15 protein-coding genes are annotated in these 17566 nt (G+C 60.3%); 7 read left to right on the forward strand and 8 right to left on the reverse strand.

The window, feature by feature from the left end; all coding sequences use genetic code 11:
- The 3 genes from rimM to ffh all read right to left on the reverse strand — a co-directional run bounded on the left by rimM (position 1) and on the right by ffh (position 2404).
- Positions 1 to 537: a ribosome maturation factor RimM gene (gene rimM, locus ACI2JX_RS23260; protein ID WP_264237054.1), complete on the reverse strand. Its 537-nt coding sequence runs from the start codon at positions 535 to 537 to the stop codon at positions 1 to 3.
- Positions 538 to 542: 5 nt separating this feature from the next.
- Positions 543 to 794 (reverse strand): 30S ribosomal protein S16, encoded by a 252-nt coding sequence (gene rpsP, locus ACI2JX_RS23265; RefSeq protein ID WP_016501232.1) that lies wholly within the window; start codon positions 792 to 794, stop codon positions 543 to 545.
- A 233-nt stretch (positions 795 to 1027) separates the two neighbouring features.
- Positions 1028 to 2404: a signal recognition particle protein gene (ffh, locus tag ACI2JX_RS23270; RefSeq protein WP_186556371.1), complete on the reverse strand. Its 1377-nt coding sequence runs from the start codon at positions 2402 to 2404 to the stop codon at positions 1028 to 1030.
- A 299-nt stretch (positions 2405 to 2703) separates the two neighbouring features.
- Between ffh and ACI2JX_RS23275 the strand changes: the two genes are divergently transcribed.
- The 3 genes from ACI2JX_RS23275 (at position 2704) to ACI2JX_RS23285 (ending at position 6284) form a co-directional block, all read left to right on the forward strand.
- Entirely contained in the window at positions 2704 to 3513 is an 810-nt protein-coding gene (locus ACI2JX_RS23275) for an inner membrane protein YpjD (protein WP_186556372.1), read from the forward strand.
- 9 nt (positions 3514 to 3522) lie between these two features.
- A complete protein-coding gene (locus tag ACI2JX_RS23280; protein WP_264237051.1) occupies positions 3523 to 4725 on the forward strand; it encodes a transporter associated domain-containing protein in 1203 nt (400 codons plus the stop codon).
- 254 nt (positions 4726 to 4979) lie between these two features.
- On the forward strand, positions 4980 to 6284 hold the full coding sequence (locus ACI2JX_RS23285) for an MFS transporter (RefSeq protein WP_404691073.1): 1305 nt from the start codon (positions 4980 to 4982) through the stop codon (positions 6282 to 6284).
- A 134-nt stretch (positions 6285 to 6418) separates the two neighbouring features.
- Here the strand turns inward: ACI2JX_RS23285 and purT are convergent, their stop codons facing one another.
- The 5 genes from purT to ACI2JX_RS23310 all read right to left on the reverse strand — a co-directional run bounded on the left by purT (position 6419) and on the right by ACI2JX_RS23310 (position 9682).
- Positions 6419 to 7600 (reverse strand): formate-dependent phosphoribosylglycinamide formyltransferase, encoded by a 1182-nt coding sequence (gene purT / locus ACI2JX_RS23290; protein ID WP_404691074.1) that lies wholly within the window; start codon positions 7598 to 7600, stop codon positions 6419 to 6421.
- A 97-nt stretch (positions 7601 to 7697) separates the two neighbouring features.
- Positions 7698 to 8165 (reverse strand): VUT family protein, encoded by a 468-nt coding sequence (locus ACI2JX_RS23295; protein ID WP_186556376.1) that lies wholly within the window; start codon positions 8163 to 8165, stop codon positions 7698 to 7700.
- Positions 8166 to 8315: 150 nt separating this feature from the next.
- On the reverse strand, positions 8316 to 8513 hold the full coding sequence (locus tag ACI2JX_RS23300; RefSeq protein WP_264237048.1) for a DUF1289 domain-containing protein: 198 nt from the start codon (positions 8511 to 8513) through the stop codon (positions 8316 to 8318).
- A gap of 1 nt (position 8514) precedes the next feature.
- A complete protein-coding gene (locus ACI2JX_RS23305) occupies positions 8515 to 9039 on the reverse strand; it encodes a gamma carbonic anhydrase family protein (RefSeq protein WP_186556378.1) in 525 nt (174 codons plus the stop codon).
- 43 nt (positions 9040 to 9082) lie between these two features.
- Positions 9083 to 9682, reverse strand: coding sequence for a CoA pyrophosphatase (locus ACI2JX_RS23310; protein WP_186556379.1), 600 nt, complete (start codon positions 9680 to 9682; stop codon positions 9083 to 9085).
- Positions 9683 to 9816: 134 nt separating this feature from the next.
- Here ACI2JX_RS23310 and ACI2JX_RS23315 point away from each other — a divergent pair, with 134 nt between their 5' ends.
- The 4 genes from ACI2JX_RS23315 to ACI2JX_RS23330 all read left to right on the forward strand — a co-directional run bounded on the left by ACI2JX_RS23315 (position 9817) and on the right by ACI2JX_RS23330 (position 17561).
- Positions 9817 to 10368 (forward strand): NUDIX hydrolase, encoded by a 552-nt coding sequence (locus tag ACI2JX_RS23315; RefSeq protein ID WP_404691075.1) that lies wholly within the window; start codon positions 9817 to 9819, stop codon positions 10366 to 10368.
- A 23-nt stretch (positions 10369 to 10391) separates the two neighbouring features.
- Positions 10392 to 10940 (forward strand): murein L,D-transpeptidase family protein, encoded by a 549-nt coding sequence (locus tag ACI2JX_RS23320; protein ID WP_404691076.1) that lies wholly within the window; start codon positions 10392 to 10394, stop codon positions 10938 to 10940.
- A 429-nt stretch (positions 10941 to 11369) separates the two neighbouring features.
- Positions 11370 to 13052 (forward strand): ShlB/FhaC/HecB family hemolysin secretion/activation protein, encoded by a 1683-nt coding sequence (locus ACI2JX_RS23325; RefSeq protein ID WP_404691077.1) that lies wholly within the window; start codon positions 11370 to 11372, stop codon positions 13050 to 13052.
- A gap of 93 nt (positions 13053 to 13145) precedes the next feature.
- Positions 13146 to 17561, forward strand: coding sequence for a hemagglutinin repeat-containing protein (locus tag ACI2JX_RS23330; RefSeq protein WP_404691078.1), 4416 nt, complete (start codon positions 13146 to 13148; stop codon positions 17559 to 17561).
- The last annotated feature ends 5 nt before the right edge of the window (positions 17562 to 17566 follow it).

Genomic DNA, 17566 nt, shown 5'->3' on the forward strand with positions numbered 1-17566 from the left:
TTAGAAATCCGCGTCCCATTCGACTCGCATCACGCCTGCTTCCAGGTCGACTGCCAGCACGCATTGCGCCGTATAGGGCAACAAACGCTCGCGATCATCCAGGCTGCCTGCGCAAGGCTTGACCACCATTACATCGTTCGCGCCGGTCTCCAACAGGTGATCAACCTTGCCGAACAGCTGTTCGTCCTGGTTGATGACTTTCAGACCTTGCAACTGGTACCAGTAGTACTCGTCCTCAGTCAGGTTGGGCAAAAGGCTACGCGAGATGCAAATCTCGTAACCGCTCAGAAGACGTGCTTCATCACGATCGTCGAGCCCTTTGAGCTTGGCGACCAGCTCCTTTTTATTGGAACGGCCACTGACCAGCTCGACCTGCTTGACCGACCCTTCGCGCCGAAGCGTCCAGTTACGGTAATCCAACAGGTTTTCAATCGGATCGGTAAAGGAATAGACCTTCACCTCGCCGCGAACGCCGTGAACCGAAAAAATCTTGCCAACAACGATCAGGTCATCAGCATTTTCTGGCGTCGCGTTCATACTGTTCAGGCAGCAGCCTTGGCAGCTTCCTTCAGCAGCTGAGCAACGCGCTCAGACGGCTGTGCGCCGATGCTCAGCCAGTGAGCAACGCGGTCTTGTTTAACGGACAGACGAACTTCCTGACCACGAGCGATTGGGTTGAAGAAGCCAACCTGTTCGATGTGGGAGCCGTCACGCGGGTTACGCGAGTCGGTTACGGTCAGTTGGTAGAACGGGCGCTTTTTGGAGCCGCCACGGGCAAGACGAATGGTAAGCATTGAACATCGTTCCTGTAGTCGGTGCTGCAAATCATAATGCACAGCGGGCACACGGGTGCCCGAAAGGCCGCACATTCTCAAGGAATATCCGGACTTTTGCAAATGCCTTTTTACGTTGAGAAAAAAGGCCAGCCTGTCGATTCGCGATCTAAGCTGCCTTTATATAAGGCAGCGGTGTACCCGCCGAGGCGGGGCTCGGTCACCAGCAGCTAGGCTGGCGACCAAATTCAGGGTTACAGCTTGGGCATGCCGCCGCCAGGCATCATGCCGCCAAGGCCGCGCATCATCTTGGCCATGCCGCCCTTGGTAGAAAACTTCTTCATCATCTTCTGCATCTGTTTGTGCTGTTTGATCAGCCGGCCGACGTCCTGCACCTGAGTGCCGGAGCCCAAAGCGATACGACGCTTGCGCGAACCGCTGAGCAGGTCCGGATCGCGGCGCTCGGCCGGCGTCATGGAGTTGATGATCGCCTCCATTTGCTTGAACTGCTTCTCGGCCGCGCCCTGGGCGTTGCCCATCTGCGACAGGTTGACCCCACCGATGCTCGGCAGCTTGTCCATCAAGCCGCCCAGGCCGCCCATGTTCTTCATTTGCTGCAGCTGGTCGCGGAAGTCCTCGAGATCGAAGCCCTTGCCCTTCTTGAGCTTCTTGGCCAGCTTGTCGGCCTTGGCCTTGTCGATATTCTGCTCGGCCTGCTCGATCAGGCTAAGCACGTCACCCATGCCAAGGATGCGCGAGGCGATCCGGTCTGGGTGGAACGGCTCGAGCGCTTCGCTCTTCTCGCCCATGCCGATGAACTTGATCGGCTTGCCGGTGATGGCGCGCACCGACAGCGCAGCACCGCCACGGGCGTCACCGTCGACCTTGGTCAACACCACGCCAGTCAGCGGCAGGGCGTCACCAAAGGCCTTGGCGGTGTTAGCGGCGTCCTGACCGGTCATGGCATCGACCACGAACAGGGTCTCGATCGGCTTGACCGCAGCGTGCAGGTCCTTGATCTCGTCCATCATGTCGGCGTCGATGTGCAGACGCCCGGCGGTGTCGACGATGACCACGTCAATGAACTTGAGCTTGGCTTCGCGGATCGCCGCTTCAGCGATGGCTACAGGCTTCTGGCTGATATCGGACGGGAAGAAGGTCACGCCGATGTCGTTGGCCAGGGTTTCCAGCTGCTTGATCGCCGCCGGACGGTAGACGTCAGCCGAGACCACCATGACGCTCTTTTTCTTGCGTTCTTTAAGGAAGCGCGCCAGCTTGCCGGCAGTGGTGGTCTTACCCGCACCCTGCAGACCGGCCATCAGCACTACCGCAGGCGGGGCCGAGTTCAGCGCGAGGTCTTCGTTGGCCGCGCCCATCAGGCTTTCCAGCTCGGCCTGGACGATTTTCACGAACGCCTGGCCTGGGGTCAGGCTGCGCGACACTTCGGTGCCGACCGCACGCTCTTTGATACTGTTGACGAAATCCTTGACCACCGGCAGGGCGACGTCGGCTTCCAGCAGCGCCATGCGCACTTCGCGCAACGTGTCCTTGATGTTGTCTTCAGTCAGCTTGGCCTTGCCGGTGACATGGCGCAGCGTCTGTGACAGGCGGTCGGTCAGGTTTTCGAACATGGTGATCCTTTCAGGCTTGGCAAAGCCGAGGTTTGTCAGGCGCCCAGGCGCAAATCAAACACGCACAGGGAACAGCAAGCCGACGATTATAACCAAGACTGCTCGCGGCGCACACTATGCTCGGATGGATGTGCCTGCCATGTGCAAAATGGGCCTGCAACTTGGTCCTTGACGGAGCGGGCTCAGTTGCGAACAGCTCAGCATGACCGATATCAATGCCCCAGCCTGCCCGCAGACTTCCTTGGCAGCGGCGTTCTATGCCAAACTCCCTCTCTTTCAGGGCTTGCCTACCAGGACTTATGCTCTCTTCACCCAGTCTTATCCCTAACCTGATCGCCGCCGGCCTGTACATCGCCGCCGCGCTCTATCACGGCAGTCGCCTGGCCCAAGGCACCCGCGCCGATAAGCGGCTGCTCGGCCTGCTCGGCGCCATCGCCGTGATCGCCCAAGGCGGCGCGCTGTTCTTCCAACTGCTCACGCCGCTGGGCCTGAGCCTGGACTTCTTCAGCGCCTCCAGCCTGATCGCCGTGGCGGTCATAGGCCTGACGCTGCTGGCCTGCCTGCGCATACCCGTGGAAAACCTACTGGTGTTGCTGTTCCCGCTCGGCGCTATAACCGCCCTGCTGGCCCAGTTCGCGCCACCCGGGACGGTGCCGCTGATCAATGAAGAACCTGGGATCCTCGCGCATATCCTGCTGTCGATCCTGGCCTACGGGCTGTTCACCATCGCGGTGTTCCAAGCCCTGCTGCTGCTACTGCAGGACCACCAGCTCAAGCACAAGCACCCGTCCGGGCTGATCCGCAACTTCCCGCCGCTGCAAACCATGGAAAGCCTGCTGTTTGGTTTCCTCTGGGCCGGCTGGGCGTTGCTATCGCTGTCGCTGATCTCCGGCTGGCTGTTCCTCGACAACCTGTTCGCCCAGCACCTGGTGCACAAGACCCTGCTCGCCTGCGTCGCCTGGATCGTGTTCAGCGTCTTGCTGTGGGGCCGCACCCGCCTGGGCTGGCGTGGACACAAGGCGATTCGCTGGACCCTGGCCGGTTTCTGCCTGTTGATGCTGGCCTACTTCGGCAGCAAGCTGGTACGCGAATTCATCCTGCACATCTGACGGTCACCTATGGATAGCCTGCCGTTCGCCCCGCTGCTTGGTACTTTGGCCCTGGCGCTGCTGTGGGCGGCGTTGTTTACCGCGGTCGATGCAGCCCGCCAGTTACTCAATGGCCAGGCCCGCGGTGCAGAAACCGGCGAACCCAACCTACCCGCCCAGGCACTGGTGTTCGGCGCCAGCCTGGGCAAGCTGCTGGTGCTCGGCCTGGCTTGCCTGATTGGTCAACGCCATAGCGGCGAACATGGCTTCTGGCTCGGCGGCCTGGCCGCCAGCCTGGCGCTGCTGGTACTGGCTGAGTATCTGCCGCGGCGCCTGGCCCGGCGCAACCCACAGGCCTTCGTCAGCCTCGGCGCCAGCCTGCTCAGACTGCCGCTGGCCCTGCTACAGCCCTTTGCCTGCCTGCTCGACGGCATGGCCAAGCTGATCCTGCGCCCTTTCCGCCCGCAGCCCACAGCGGTTGCCCTGCATGAGCAGGAACAGCATGAGGACGATGACCCGCTGCACGAGACGCCCCGCCATGGCCTGCTCGATGGCCTGCAAGCGCTGGACAAGATCACCGTCAACGACATCCTGGTGCCGCGCAACGAAGTCGATGGCATCAACCTGGACGACCCCATCGAACAGATCATCGAGCAACTGATCGTCAGCCGGCATACCCGCCTGCCGGTGTACCACAACGACATCAACCAGGTTGAAGCGATCCTCAATACCAAGCTGATCAGCCACTTGTTGCCGCGTGGCGAACTGACCCACGAAGCCCTCCACGGCGCCTGCTACGAGCCCTACTTCGTCCCCGAAAGCACCCCGCTGCAACTGCAATTGCTGAACTTTCACAAGCAGCAACGGCGCCTGGGCGTAGTGGTTGATGAATACGGCGAGGTGCTGGGCATCGTTACCCTGGAAGACATCCTCGAGGAGATCGTCGGCGAATTCGAAGACGAGCAGAGCCTGGACAACCCGCACATCCACCCCCAGGCCGATGGCCGTTTCGTCATCGAAGGCACCGCTTCGCTGCGTGAACTCAACCGCAGCCTGGGCTGGCACCTGCCCTGCGATGGCGGGCCGAAGACCCTCAATGGCCTGGTCACCGAAGCGCTGGAGAGCATTCCAGCCAGCGCTGTGTGCCTGAAAATCGGCCGCTATCGCTTGGAAATCCTCGAAACAGAGGACAATTGTGCCAGCAAGGTACTGGTCTGGACCGTGACCCGATAGCTATACTCCGGTCACGCTTACCCAGCCCTGCCGTCCCGCCCGCTACCCGCACCCGGCGTCACACGGCCAGTCCGCTTCACTGATAGCCCTGCGGTCCTGCTTCAGCACCCCGAACAGCCCCGCTCCCCTCCTTATCCCCTGGGCCATCGTCAGTCGAGCGACTCACAACAATACGCTCCGGCGCCCGCGCGCCCGTGTCTGCCTGGGCACAGTGCGGCTTGCCAGCGAGCATCTGACTGTCAGGGATCTACGCAATGACAACCAGCAGCACCTTCGCCGACTCGACCCCGACCGCGCCGATCAACTCGCCCGCGCGGGTGGCCACCGCCAGCTTCATCGGCACCGCCATCGAGTTCTACGACTTTTATGTATACGCCACCGCTGCTGCGCTGGTGATCGGCCCGGTGTTCTTCCCTTCAGGGTCGGGCACTGCGCAAATGCTCGCCGCCTTTCTCACCTTTGGTATTGCCTTCCTTGCCCGGCCACTGGGCTCGGCGCTGTTCGGCCACTTCGGCGACCGCATTGGGCGCAAGTCGACCCTGGTCGCCTCGTTGCTGCTGATGGGTGTTTCGACCACAGCAATTGGCGTTCTGCCTGGCTACGACAGTATTGGCGTCTGGGCGCCGATCATCCTTTGCCTGCTGCGCTTCGGCCAGGGCCTGGGGCTGGGCGGCGAATGGGGTGGCGCGGCGTTGCTGGCCACGGAAAACGCCCCGCCGGGTAAGCGCGCCTGGTTTGGCATGTTCCCGCAACTGGGCCCGTCGATCGGCTTCCTGGCCGCCAACGGCCTGTTCCTGGGCCTGGCACTGACCCTTAGCGACGAGCAGTTCCGTGACTGGGGCTGGCGGATTCCGTTCCTGCTCAGCGCCGCGCTGGTGCTGGTCGGCTTGTACGTGCGCCTCAAGCTTGAAGAGAGCCCAGTGTTCGCCAAAGCCGTGGCCCAGCACCAGCGGGTGAAAATGCCGGTAGTCGATCTGTTCGCCAAGCACTGGCGACCGACCCTGCTTGGCGCTGCGGCGATGGTGGTGTGCTACGCGCTGTTCTACATCTCCACGGTGTTCTCGCTCAGCTACGGCGTCTCTACCCTGGGTTACAGCCGGGAAACCTTCCTCGGCCTGCTGTGCTTCGCGGTGGTGTTCATGGCCCTGGCCACGCCGCTGTCGGCCTGGCTCAGCGATCGTTACGGGCGCAAGCCGGTGTTGATCGTCGGCGGCCTGCTGGCGGTGGCATCGGGCTTTACCATGGAGCCGCTGCTGACCTCGGGCTCGACCACGGGCGTGGCGCTGTTCCTGGCTATCGAGCTGTTCTTGATGGGGGTGACCTTCGCGCCGATGGGGGCATTGCTGCCCGAACTGTTCCCGACCCATGTGCGTTATACCGGCGCCTCGGCAGCCTACAACCTGGGGGGTATCGTCGGGGCTTCGGCCGCACCGTTCTTCGCGCAGAAACTGGTAAGCATGGGCGGTTTGAGTTGGGTGGGAGGCTACGTGTCGGCAGCAGCAGTGCTCAGCTTGATTGCTGTGCTGTGCTTGAAAGAGACGCGTAACGCAGAGCTCTAAAGCCAGGCAAACATCGCGGGGCAAGCCCGCTCCCACGCCATATGAGGCAGGCAACACCGAGGTTGGCGACGCTGCTCTGCTCCCACGCAGCCATATGAGGATTGCGTGGGAGCGGGCTCGCCCCGCGATTGACGTTAGAACTCGACTTTGACTGCCTGCGAAGCGCGGGTCGCCTTGGCCCGCGCCGCTTCGATCGACTCATCGCGCGCCAGGCACACGCCCATGCGCCGCTGGCCGTTGATTTCGGGCTTGCCGAACAGGCGAATGGCGGTATCCGGCTCGCTCAAGGCAGCACCGAGGTTGGCGAAGCTGGTCTGCTGCGACTGGCCTTGCGGCAAAATCACCGCCGAAGCCGATGGGCCGAACTGGCGCACCAGCGGAATCGGCAAGCCGAGAATCGCCCGCGCATGCAGGGCAAACTGCGACAGGTCTTGCGAGATCAAGGTCACCAGGCCGGTGTCATGCGGACGCGGCGAGACTTCGCTGAACCACACCTGATCGCCCTTGACGAACAGCTCCACGCCGAACAGACCCCGCCCGCCCAGGGCATCGGTGACCGCCTTGGCCACCCGCTGCGATTCGGCCAGCGCCTTGGCGCTCATCGCCTGCGGCTGCCACGACTCTTGGTAGTCGCCCTTCTCCTGACGATGGCCAACCGGCTCGAGGAAAGTGGTGCCGCCCACATGGCGTACGGTTAGCAGGGTGATTTCGTATTCGAAATCGATAAAGCCTTCAACGATCACCCGGCCCTTGCCAGCACGACCGCCTTCTTGTGCGTAGTCCCAGGATTTCTGCAGGTCAGCGTCGCTGCGCAGCAGGCTCTGGCCCTTGCCCGAGGAGCTCATCACCGGCTTGACCACGCAGGGGTAGCCGACATCGGCGACAGCCTTGGCGTAGTCCTCGAAGGTGTCGGCGAAGTGGTAGGGCGAGGTCGGCAGATCGAGCTCTTCAGCGGCCAGGCGGCGGATACCTTCGCGGTTCATGGTCAGCTGGGTAGCGCGGGCGGTAGGCACCACGTTGAAGCCTTCGCTCTCAAGCTCCACCAGGGTGGCAGTGGCGATGGCTTCGATCTCAGGGACGATGTAATGCGGCTTCTCAGCCTCGATCACCGCACGCAGGGCAACGCCGTCGAGCATGTTGATGACGTGGCTGCGATGGGCAACCTGCATGGCAGGGGCATTGGCGTAACGGTCCACGGCGATCACTTCGACGCCCAGGCGCTGCAGTTCGATCACCACCTCTTTACCCAGTTCGCCGCAGCCGCACAGCAGTACTCGGGTCGCGGTGGGCGACAATGGGGTTCCGATACGGGTCATTTCAGGTCCTCGAAGGCGTCCGGGGGCTGCGTCAGGCTGTGCGCTGCCCGCTGAAAAAGGACCGACATTCTACATCAGGTTGCGAGCGCGCCGCAGGTCAGCCTGCCAAGGCGTTTTTCCGCGCTCGCCAGGTCATCGCCAGCCACACCGCCGTTACCCCAGCGAACTTCGACGCCAGCGCGGTACCGGCCACTGCGGGTGTCAGCGCGCCGATCATGCCGAAGAAAATGAAGGTATCGACAGGAATGCTCAGCGCCGAACTCAGCCACAGGCGATCGCGCAGCGGCCGACGGGTGATACTGAATACCAGCCAATCGATCAATTCGGAGACGAAGAAGGCGGTAGCGCTCGCCAGGGCGATGGCCGGCTCCGAGGTGATGTAGGACAGCAGCAAGGCCGCCAGCATGGCCAGCAGCGCGCCGTGACCATAGCGGGTCTGCACCATGTCGCGCAGGATGAACACCAGTCCGCCCCAGGCAGACCAGATCACATCCAGGTGTGGAGCGCTGGAAAAGGCGTAGTTGATCAGCACTACGCTGCTGATATAGGCGATCAGATAGAACATGGCAGGTAATCGTCGGACAAGCCGCACAGATTACTTGATTTTCGGGTCAGCGCCAGCCTCTTCGCGGGTAAACCCGTTCCTACAGGGTCAGCGTGAATCCTGTAGGAGCGGGCTTGTCCCGCGAAGAGGCCGTACGGCCACTCGGTAAATTCAAAGGCCGAGGATCATCCCCGCCGCCACCGCCCGCTCATGGCACAGCTTGAGCACCTGACGACGCTCAGTGTTATCCATCCGCCCCCAACGGGTAATCTCCGCCACGCTACGCTGGCAACCGGTGCAAATGTCCTGCTCATCCAGCGCACAGATACTGACGCAGGGCGAAGCGACTGGGCGTTCGGCGTCGCTCATCTCAATCCTCCTGCGGGGCCAGGTCGCGTGCATAACGTTCGGCGTTGTGCACGTAGTGGGCAGCGCTGGCTTCCAGCATACGCTTCTGCGCATCGGTCAGCTCACGCACCACTTTGCCGGGCGAGCCCATCACCAGCGAACCGTCAGGAATCTCCTTGCCCTCGGGGATCAGCGCATTGGCGCCGATGATGCAGTGCTTGCCTATCTTCGCGCCATTGAGGATCACCGCGTTGATGCCGATCAGGCTGTAGTCGCCCACCGTGCAGCCATGCAGCATGGCGTTGTGACCAATGGTCACGCCCTTGCCAAGGGTCAGCGGCGAACCCATGTCGGTGTGCATCACCGTGCCGTCCTGGACATTACTGTCCTCGCCGATGTCGATCAGCTCGTTGTCACCGCGCAGCACCGCACCGAACCAGACGCTGGCGCGCGCTTGCAGGCGAACCTTGCCGATCAGCGTGGCAGTGGGCGCAGCCCAGCTGCTGGGATGGGTCTCTACCCGCATGTCACCCAAGCGGTATTTCATGGATAGCTCCTCACGGTCTGGCGAGTGGCGGGGTCGACCCCGCTCAGTTCTGGATGAAACGCTCTGGTGGCTTGTGCAAGCTGATGCCGGCATCGAACAGCAGGTTGACCAGCTCGACGATCATGATCGCCGACAACCCCCAGATCTTGTACTCGCCATAGCGATAACTGGGCACGTACCAGCTGCGCCCTTGATAATCGATCCGGTGGGTGTGGTCACGCGGGTCCTGGCGGAAGAATTCCAGCGGAACGGTGAATACTGCCGCGATCTCGGCGTCGTTGGCGTGGTATTCGACGTAATCGGGGATCAAACCGACGAATGGCGTCACCTTCAGGCCATGCAGGGAAATCAGCGGGCTGAGCGGGCCGATCACTTCGACCAGGCCTGGCGGCAAGCCGATCTCTTCCTGCGCCTCGCGCAGGGCGGTGAAGATCAGGTCAGGGTCTTCCGGATCGCGCCGCCCCCCCGGAAAAGCCACTTCCCCACCATGGGTGGAAAGCCCCTGGGCGCGCAGGGTCAGTACCAGTTCAGGCTCTTCGCTGCGGGTGATGGGCAAGAGTACCGCCGCCTCGGGAAAACGGCGATCCGCCTCCAGTGACGCGGGGATATGGTTGCTCATTCGGCGAAGAAGCTCGTCCAGCATTACGCACTCTCGATTCCAAAGCCTGGCCTGCATGATGCACCAAAAGCCCCAAGGCACCCAAGCCCTGCCAGGGGGCAGCTTGCGGCCAATGCCCCAGGCGCGCCAAGATAGGCTGATCTTAAGGGAAGCAAAGCATGAATTTCTGCAGCGCGTGCGGCCAACCGGTCATTCAACGGATACCTGAAGGCGATAGCCGCTTGCGCTACGTCTGCGAGCATTGCCAGACCATCCATTACCAGAACCCGAATATCGTCGCCGGCGTGCTTCCTATATGGGGTAGCAAGGTGCTGTTGTGCCGTCGGGCAATCGAGCCGCGCCGTGGTTTTTGGACCCTACCGGCCGGCTTTATGGAAAACGGCGAGACCACCGACGCTGCCGCTCGTCGCGAAACGGTCGAGGAAGCCTGCGCTCGGGTCGGGGAAATGACCCTGTATCAGCTGTTCGATCTGCCGCACCTCAACCAGGTGCACCTGTTCTTCCGCGCCCAACTGGCGGATCTGGACTTCGCCGTGGGGGTAGAGAGCCTGGAAGTACGCTTGTTCGAGGAGGAGGAAATCCCTTGGGGGGAGCTGGCTTTTCGGACAGTCACTCGCACACTAGAATGCTACTATCGCGACCGCATCAGGCAGCACTTCCCCATAGGCCATGAATACCTGCCGCCGATGAACGTCTCGTCGTCCACTTAAACCGTTTGCAGGGATACCGTTTCATGCGTTGGTTGCTCGCCCTCTTCTGCCTCAGCGTTGTATCGGTGTCCCAGGCGGCCTTCACCGAGACGATCATTCGCAAACCCCAGGCGCAGGTGCAAACCCAGGCGCCTGCGCAGGAACATCCGCTGATCGACAAAGTACTGGTGCTCAAGTCCGAACGTCGCCTACAGCTAATCAGCCGTGGCGAGCCGCTCAAGACCTACCGCATTTCGCTGGGCAAGCAGCCCAAGGGCGCCAAGGAGCGCGAAGGCGACAAGCGCACCCCCGAAGGCTTCTACTGGCTGGACTGGCGCAAGGTCAGCGACCGCTTCAACCTGGCCATGCACATCTCTTACCCGAACATCAGCGATGCCGCCAAGGCGCGCCGTGAAGGTGTAGCTGCTGGCAGCATGATCATGATCCACGGCACGCCGATCAACGAAGACTATCCGGAGTGGTACTTCCATACCCTGGATTGGACCGAGGGCTGCATCGCCATGCGTAACGATGACATGCGCGAAGTGTGGAGCATGGTCAAGGACGGCACCATGATCGAGATTCGTCCTTAAGCTCTGCTGTTCATTCCCACTCGTATCTCGGCTGACAACGCTCTGGTTCAGCTGCTCCCGCAATGGGAGCAGTGGCTAAGCAGTTATTTTGCGACTGCGCGTATTAAATATGTACTGACGACTGTTAACCAGAAATAAATCCTACAAACCAAGCATTGGTCCCCAGCTAGGGGACTTAACAAAGCTTGCTCGAAACTCATCGTCGATCGCCCGTATTCATTAGACATAATTGGACAACTAAGCAGACCGCCCACTTAATACGGCGTTAATTTCACTTACCCTCGCCCTCATCTATCCAACTTTCCCACACGCCAACATCCGCTAGCCCACGTGGCAGATGGCATAGAACCACATTCAAACAAATGCCCTGGTTCTTAGAATTCACGCAAATGAATCCCTTCCTTCTTACATCATTTGCGAGGATCTTCAATGCCATCCTGGGTGCACCCTATTGCCCGCAGCTTGCTTGCCTGCGGCGCGATTACGCTGCTGACGATTGCCCCGACCCAGGCCGACACTGCCAGCCAGCAACTACGTGACCAGCAGCAAGCCCAGCGTCAGCGCGAACAATTGCAACAGCTCGAACGCTGGCAACGCCTGCAACCGATCACTGCGCACGATGACGATGAGGCTGCCTCCGACACCGCGGATAACCCCTGCTGGGCGATCAGCGGCGTGCGCCTGGCCGGCAACCACAAGCTTGCGACCCAAACCCTGCAACCAACCGTACAAGCACTGTCGCAGCCTTGTATGAACATCGGCGACATCAACCAGTTGCTCAAGGGGCTGACCGAGCACTATGTAAAAGCCGGCTATCCCACCAGCCGTCCTTACCTGGCTCGACATCCCGAGCATGATGCGCCGCTGGATATCATCGTTATCGAAGGCTTCATCGAATCGATCGAGCTCACCGACGCCAACCTGCCGCTGTCACTACAAGGTGCGTTTCCCGACCTGCTGGGGCAACCGCTGCATCTGCCAGACCTCGAACAGGGGCTGGACCAGCTCAATCGATTGCGCGCCTATGACCTCGGTATCGACCTGCTGCCTGGGCAAATGCAGGGTGGCACCCGCGTACTGCTGCAGCCTCGTCGAGTCGCCTCGCCCTGGCACCTCGACACCCGCGTTGACAATCGCGGCAGTGCGCTGACTGGGCGCCATCGCCTGAACCTAGGGCTTGGCCTGGACAGCCCGCTGGGGCTGAACGACGACCTGCGCCTGTCGCTGCTGTCGACGGTACTCGATGCACCAGGCCGAAGTCGCGGGGTCAACCTGTACTACAGCATTCCTTATGGCCCTTGGACGTTCAACCTCAGCGCGAGCCAAATGCGCTATCGCGCGCCCATCCCGCAAAGCCACCTGAGCAGCAATGGCGACAGCCGCGTGTTCGGCCTTGGCGCCGAACGGGTGCTGTGGCGCAACCAGCGCGGCATACTCAGCGCCAGCAATCGACTGGATCGCAAGCAACTGGTCAACCGCGCGAATAGCACCGTCATCGCAGTGCAGAGCCCGACCCTGACCACCTTCGAAGCGGGCCTCAACCTGCTGTGGCTCGATCATGGCCTGTGGAATGCCTATCTAGGCATCAGCCGAGGTCTGGACTGGTTCGGCGCCGACCGGCCCTTTCCCCAAAAACAGGCGCCGCGACCTGACTTCTTCAAATACCGCGCCAACCTGCTGCACCTGCGTCAGGGACCCGCGCATTTGCCTTGGCGCTGGCACAGCGAGCTGGCCCTGCAGTACAGCCCTGATGTCCTGCCAGTGGTCGAGCAGTTCCAGCTCAGCGATGACTCAGCCGTACGCGGCTTCCGCCAGCACAGTGCCTCCGGCGCCAGCGCCGCTGTCTGGCGCAACACCCTGAGCCAAGCACTGCCGCTGAACTTGGCCCAGCCAGTCCAAGTACGCCCCACTCTCGGCCTGGACCTGGGCTGGTCCCGGTTCGCCCGCAGCAGCACCCCGCAACGCCTGGCTGGCGCTGCGGCGGGCGTCGAGCTGAGCCTGCCGCAAAGCCGCCTGCGTCTCGACTACCAGCGCGCCCTGTATGCCAGCGAACGCCCCACCTCCGGGCTTGAGCGAGGCTTCTGGGTAATGGAATGGACCCTGAACATCTGACTTTCCCTCCCACCACCGCAAAAAGTGATCGTGTACATGTGCCCCTCCCCCTACACCCCCTCCTCTGCTTGTCCACCAACCAAGCCGGATTCCTTGCGCTGGACGATCTTCCTCGCCCTGCTGGGCCCCGCCAGCGCGCACGCCCAAGGCGGTCTGCAAGCGAAGTTGGACTCTGGCGGTTCGCCAATCATCTACCACCAACGTGGGGTGCCAGTGATCAACATCGTCGCGCCTGACGCCAACGGGCTGTCGCACAACAAATTCATCGACTACAACGTTGGCGAGCAAGGCGTGGTGCTGAACAACGCCTTGCAGGGTGGCGGATCGCAACAGGCTGGCAAGCTGGCTGCCAACCCCCAGTTCCAAGGCCAGGCCGCTTCGACCATTCTCAACGAAGTGGTGAGTCGCAACGCTTCGGTGATCGAAGGCACTCAGGAGATTTTTGGTCAACAGGCCAACTACATTCTCGCCAACCCCAATGGCATTACCCTCAATGGTGGTCGATTCATCAATACTGCCGTTGCTGGCTTCGTAGTTGGCAAGCCCGGGTTTCGGAGCGGGCAGCTGCAAAGCTTTGAGACGCTAAGCGCCAAAGGCAAACTGGAGGTGAAGGGCGATGGTCAGACCAATAGCGAAGGTGCCTTGCACCTGATCGCACCCCGCCTGGACAGCACCGGTGAACTTGCGGCAAAAGACAATCTCAACATCACCGTCGGCCGCAACCTCATTGATAAACACAATGGAAAGATCATCAGGCACGAGGCCGGCGCCCCATCGGACATCGATGCCAATCTACTCGGAGCCATGTACGCGGGGCGCATCAATATCCGCAGTACCGCTGAAGGTGCAGGCGTGCGCATGGGGCCGATCAGGGTTGAGGCCGACCACGGCATCCGCATCGACTCAGCAGGGGCCTTGGAGGTCAGCGGTGCACCAGATTCATCCAGCACTCTCAAAACCGCAGCTGGCAAGTTACAACTCAATGCCGCCGCCGATCTGACACTACGCGCGGTTGATGGCAATGCCGAGCAGATCTCCGTCGCCTCTGGAAAACAGCTGAAACTTGAAGTTGCCACTGGTAAAAATGAAACCCACCACGACGACCTGTTGCAAAAGCGCTTTACCACCGTTTACCGACCACGCGGCACCCTGCTGCACAGCAGCGGTGACATCAGCCTGCAATCACAAGGCGATATGGCACTGCAAGCTGCCACCGTGCAAGCGCAAGAGGGTCTGCGCCTGGAGAGTAAAGGCCACATAGATGTCAGCGCAGCTATCGAAGAAACCAATACCAGAAGCTATCAACGCGAAAATAGCGACGTATCTTGGCGTGATGCTACTTACACCTCTGACACCCAGCAAAAAGCACATGCCAGTACATTGAGCGCCCACCACGTGGAGATCAAAGCAGCCAACGCCCTGGACATCAAGAGCAGCAACCTGGAAAGTGCAGGCCACCTGCAACTTGAGGCCAGAGATATTAATCTGGCTGGTCAAAGGCTTGAGGACGACGTTCAACGTTGGGCGACCTCTGACCGCCATGTATCCAAAGCCCCAGCCAATAAACACCAGCGACCATGGCGCTATTCCCGTACTAACGTGACGGCGGCAACCCTCGCCGCCCAGGGCGAGCGGATCACTATCCGCGGCAGTGAAGTGACCAGTGAGGGCGATGCACAGCTCCATAGCACCAAGGGCTCACTGACAGTGGCGGCAGGTTCTTCTGGTGAAAGCACAATTACCTCAGACCACAAGGTGTTAGGCCTCGCGTTGAGCCATGCCGTCAATCAACGGCCGCAACTCAGTAATATCAAATCTGGCGCTAACTTGGACCTCTCCAGCACTGACGATTTGAAGATTCTGGGGGCGCGTATCGAGGCGGCAAGGCACTTGAATGTAAAGGCCACTAAAGCCCTGGTAATCGATAGCGCACTTGAACGCAACGACTTTTCAAGCCTGAGCGCTCTGCACACATTTCATTTCGGTACCCGTGAAACCCAGCCCGCGCAAGATGGCAAGTCCGGTTCTCACCAATGGGAGTTCTATGGCGGCTATCGCGCACCTGTGACGATCAAAGAAATAGTTCAATATAAACAGCACCCCAGTGAACTTGCAGCAGCTTCGCTGAGCCTTCGCAGCGACACTCACCTACGGGCCCGGGGTGCCAAACTCAATGCCCGGGCGGGTGATCTCAGCCTACAAGGCAACAAGATTAGCCTGACCGCCACTGAAGATACGCGCTCGTTTTCCAGTCGTTTAGATGAACTCGGCGAGGGCGTGGCGCTCAGCGTTGGCGTCGAGCGAGTTGGCTTCGCGTTGGAAGCACTGCAAAGTACCGAAACCTCAAAAAGCGAAAACAGCAAGGTGCAGCGCAGTGAACTGCTAGCTACAGGCAATGTGGCGATCAATAGCGACAATGATCTGATCAATGAAGCCAGTCGTGTCGACGCAGGCAAGCACCTCAAGATTCACGCTGGCAACATCGTAAATCGCGCGGTATCCAACGAACTTAAACTTGCGGCAGACAGCAACCATTGGCGTGGCAGCCTCGGTGCCAGCCTGGAATATCACGGCCTGACCAAACCCATCGTGGATACAGTGGAAGGCAAGCACGCTGACCGCTTTCAGCAAGATTCGATCGTCGATGCGTTCAGTCCACCAAGCGTTGGCATTGACGCGACCTGGCGCTCCAGAGATCGCCAGGAGAACTGGACAAAAGAGTACGTACAGGTCGGTCAATTGTCCGGCGCATCGGTCGAGGTCAAGGCCGCTGTCATTGATGACCAAGGTACCACCTGGCAAGCGCGCACCGGCCTATTGGAGATCAATGCGAAGCAGCACAACATGCTGGCCGCGCACGATACCAGCTCGCACACCGTGCACAACCTAAGCGCCGCTATCGATACTCGCGTGGACACCACCACAGGTAAGGATGTCGGGGTACGCCTCAACGGTAGGGGGGGCACGCTTGATACAGTTGAAAACACCAGCAAGGCGGTGGTGGGCAGCCTTCAAGGTCAAGGTATCAATATCAGGCTTAGCGGTGGGGGCGTTTATCAAGGCAGCCAAATCAATGCAGGTACGGGTGGGGTACATATTCTCAGCGGTGGCGCGTTGTCGGTGCTTCAAGCAAGCAGCCTGCGAAGCAAGGAATCAGGCTCGCTCAATGCCAAGGCTCGACTCAAAGTCAGCGCTAAACCGGGCGAAAAGGGTGCGGAATTCCGCGGTTACTTCGATAAGGCTGACAGCTCAAGTTCAAAGTCCGTGGCTAAGGTGGCATCGATCGAGGCAGACGGTGAAGTACTGCTGAACAGCGCTGGCGATCTACTGCTTGAAGGAACACGGATTGGTAGTGAGGCCGTCAAGGTTGGCGACATCAATCTGCACAGTGGCGGGAACTTGCAGATTAGCTCAGCCCGTAATACCCACAAGGCCTACAGCAACAGGCTAGATGGCGGTCTGGAAGTGTCCGCCAAACAAGGTGACACCACAGGTGGCGGTGTGGGTGGGCACCTGGGATATGGCAATGTCGACGAAGATGACATCGAGGCTGTGGATAGCCATCTACACAGCAACGGCCAGTTGACGCTCTCCAGTCGTGCTAACAACGAGCGAGCCCTACATCTACAGGGTGTGCAGGCATCAGCCGGGCTCATCCAGTTACAGGCATTGAATGGCGGCGCGCTGATTGAATCCTCGGCAAACCAGATAAAGCACAGCAACCTCGATATCACCGGTGGTGTTGGCGGTCTAAATCAGCAGGGCAAAACCGCTACCGAAGGCCTATGGCTGCGCGGCAAACTCGACCTGGACCTGCGCAATAACCAGACGTGGAACGCCAGCACATTTACAGCGCGAACCCTTGCTTTGAATAGCAAAGGCGATACCCGGCTGCAAGGTACCAGCCTTAAGGCCGATCATATCCAAGGCACGATCGGCGGCGACCTGCACGTTGAAAGCCGCAAGGATAACGTCGACACCTGGATTGCGGATGTCGATATCAAAGCTAGCCACGAAAAAAACCCGCAGGGCTGGGCCAATACAGTCAATTCGATTGCCGGACCGTGGGGCCAGGAAGCCAAGCAGCAGCTTAAATTCTTGACCAAGCACAAGCCCCAGAACTACTTGGCACCCGACATCTATGTATTGCGTGAGAAGCGTGACAATGTCGCCCATCAAGCAGGGCTTGAAGGTGCTGAGGGGATCGATCTGAAGGTCGGTGGCGCTGTCAATCTGGTGGGTGCTCGACTGGCGTCAGCTCATGGCGATGTCGTGCATGGCGCAGAAAAGGTGACCGCTGAAACCTTGACCGGCAATAACTACCGGGTGGACGGGGGCATCAAGTTTTCTACCTCATCAGTCGAGCAGGCACTGGCCCTGATGAAGCAATCCAAGGAAAAAAGTACTGCGGGCAATCCAAACGCGTTCAATCTGTACGGGCTCGCTCAGGGCAGTTACCTGAACCAGGATCAGGAATTGGTATCGAGCATTCAAGGACAAGCCAAGTGACTGTT

The organism is Pseudomonas sp. NPDC088890 (genome assembly GCF_044900155.1).
GTDB classification, from domain to species: Bacteria; Pseudomonadota; Gammaproteobacteria; order Pseudomonadales; family Pseudomonadaceae; genus Aquipseudomonas; species Aquipseudomonas urmiensis.

What these genes read in the sequence shown, in the direction of transcription:
- ACI2JX_RS23305 (WP_186556378.1), bottom strand. Translation starts at nt 9,039, where the DNA reads ATGAAATACCGCTTGGGTGACATGCGGGTAGAGACCCATCCCAGCAGC.
- ACI2JX_RS23300 (WP_264237048.1), bottom strand. Translation starts at nt 8,513, where the DNA reads ATGAGCGACGCCGAACGCCCAGTCGCTTCGCCCTGCGTCAGTATCTGT.
- purT (WP_404691074.1), bottom strand. Translation starts at nt 7,600, where the DNA reads ATGACCCGTATCGGAACCCCATTGTCGCCCACCGCGACCCGAGTACTG.
- ffh (WP_186556371.1), bottom strand. Translation starts at nt 2,404, where the DNA reads ATGTTCGAAAACCTGACCGACCGCCTGTCACAGACGCTGCGCCATGTC.
- rimM (WP_264237054.1), bottom strand. Translation starts at nt 537, where the DNA reads ATGAACGCGACGCCAGAAAATGCTGATGACCTGATCGTTGTTGGCAAG.
- ACI2JX_RS23280 (WP_264237051.1), top strand. Translation starts at nt 3,523, where the DNA reads ATGGATAGCCTGCCGTTCGCCCCGCTGCTTGGTACTTTGGCCCTGGCG.
- ACI2JX_RS23315 (WP_404691075.1), top strand. Translation starts at nt 9,817, where the DNA reads ATGAATTTCTGCAGCGCGTGCGGCCAACCGGTCATTCAACGGATACCT.
- ACI2JX_RS23320 (WP_404691076.1), top strand. Translation starts at nt 10,392, where the DNA reads ATGCGTTGGTTGCTCGCCCTCTTCTGCCTCAGCGTTGTATCGGTGTCC.
- ACI2JX_RS23285 (WP_404691073.1), top strand. Translation starts at nt 4,980, where the DNA reads ATGACAACCAGCAGCACCTTCGCCGACTCGACCCCGACCGCGCCGATC.
- ACI2JX_RS23275 (WP_186556372.1), top strand. Translation starts at nt 2,704, where the DNA reads ATGCTCTCTTCACCCAGTCTTATCCCTAACCTGATCGCCGCCGGCCTG.
- ACI2JX_RS23310 (WP_186556379.1), bottom strand. Translation starts at nt 9,682, where the DNA reads ATGCTGGACGAGCTTCTTCGCCGAATGAGCAACCATATCCCCGCGTCA.
- rpsP (WP_016501232.1), bottom strand. Translation starts at nt 794, where the DNA reads ATGCTTACCATTCGTCTTGCCCGTGGCGGCTCCAAAAAGCGCCCGTTC.
- ACI2JX_RS23325 (WP_404691077.1), top strand. Translation starts at nt 11,370, where the DNA reads ATGCCATCCTGGGTGCACCCTATTGCCCGCAGCTTGCTTGCCTGCGGC.
- ACI2JX_RS23295 (WP_186556376.1), bottom strand. Translation starts at nt 8,165, where the DNA reads ATGTTCTATCTGATCGCCTATATCAGCAGCGTAGTGCTGATCAACTAC.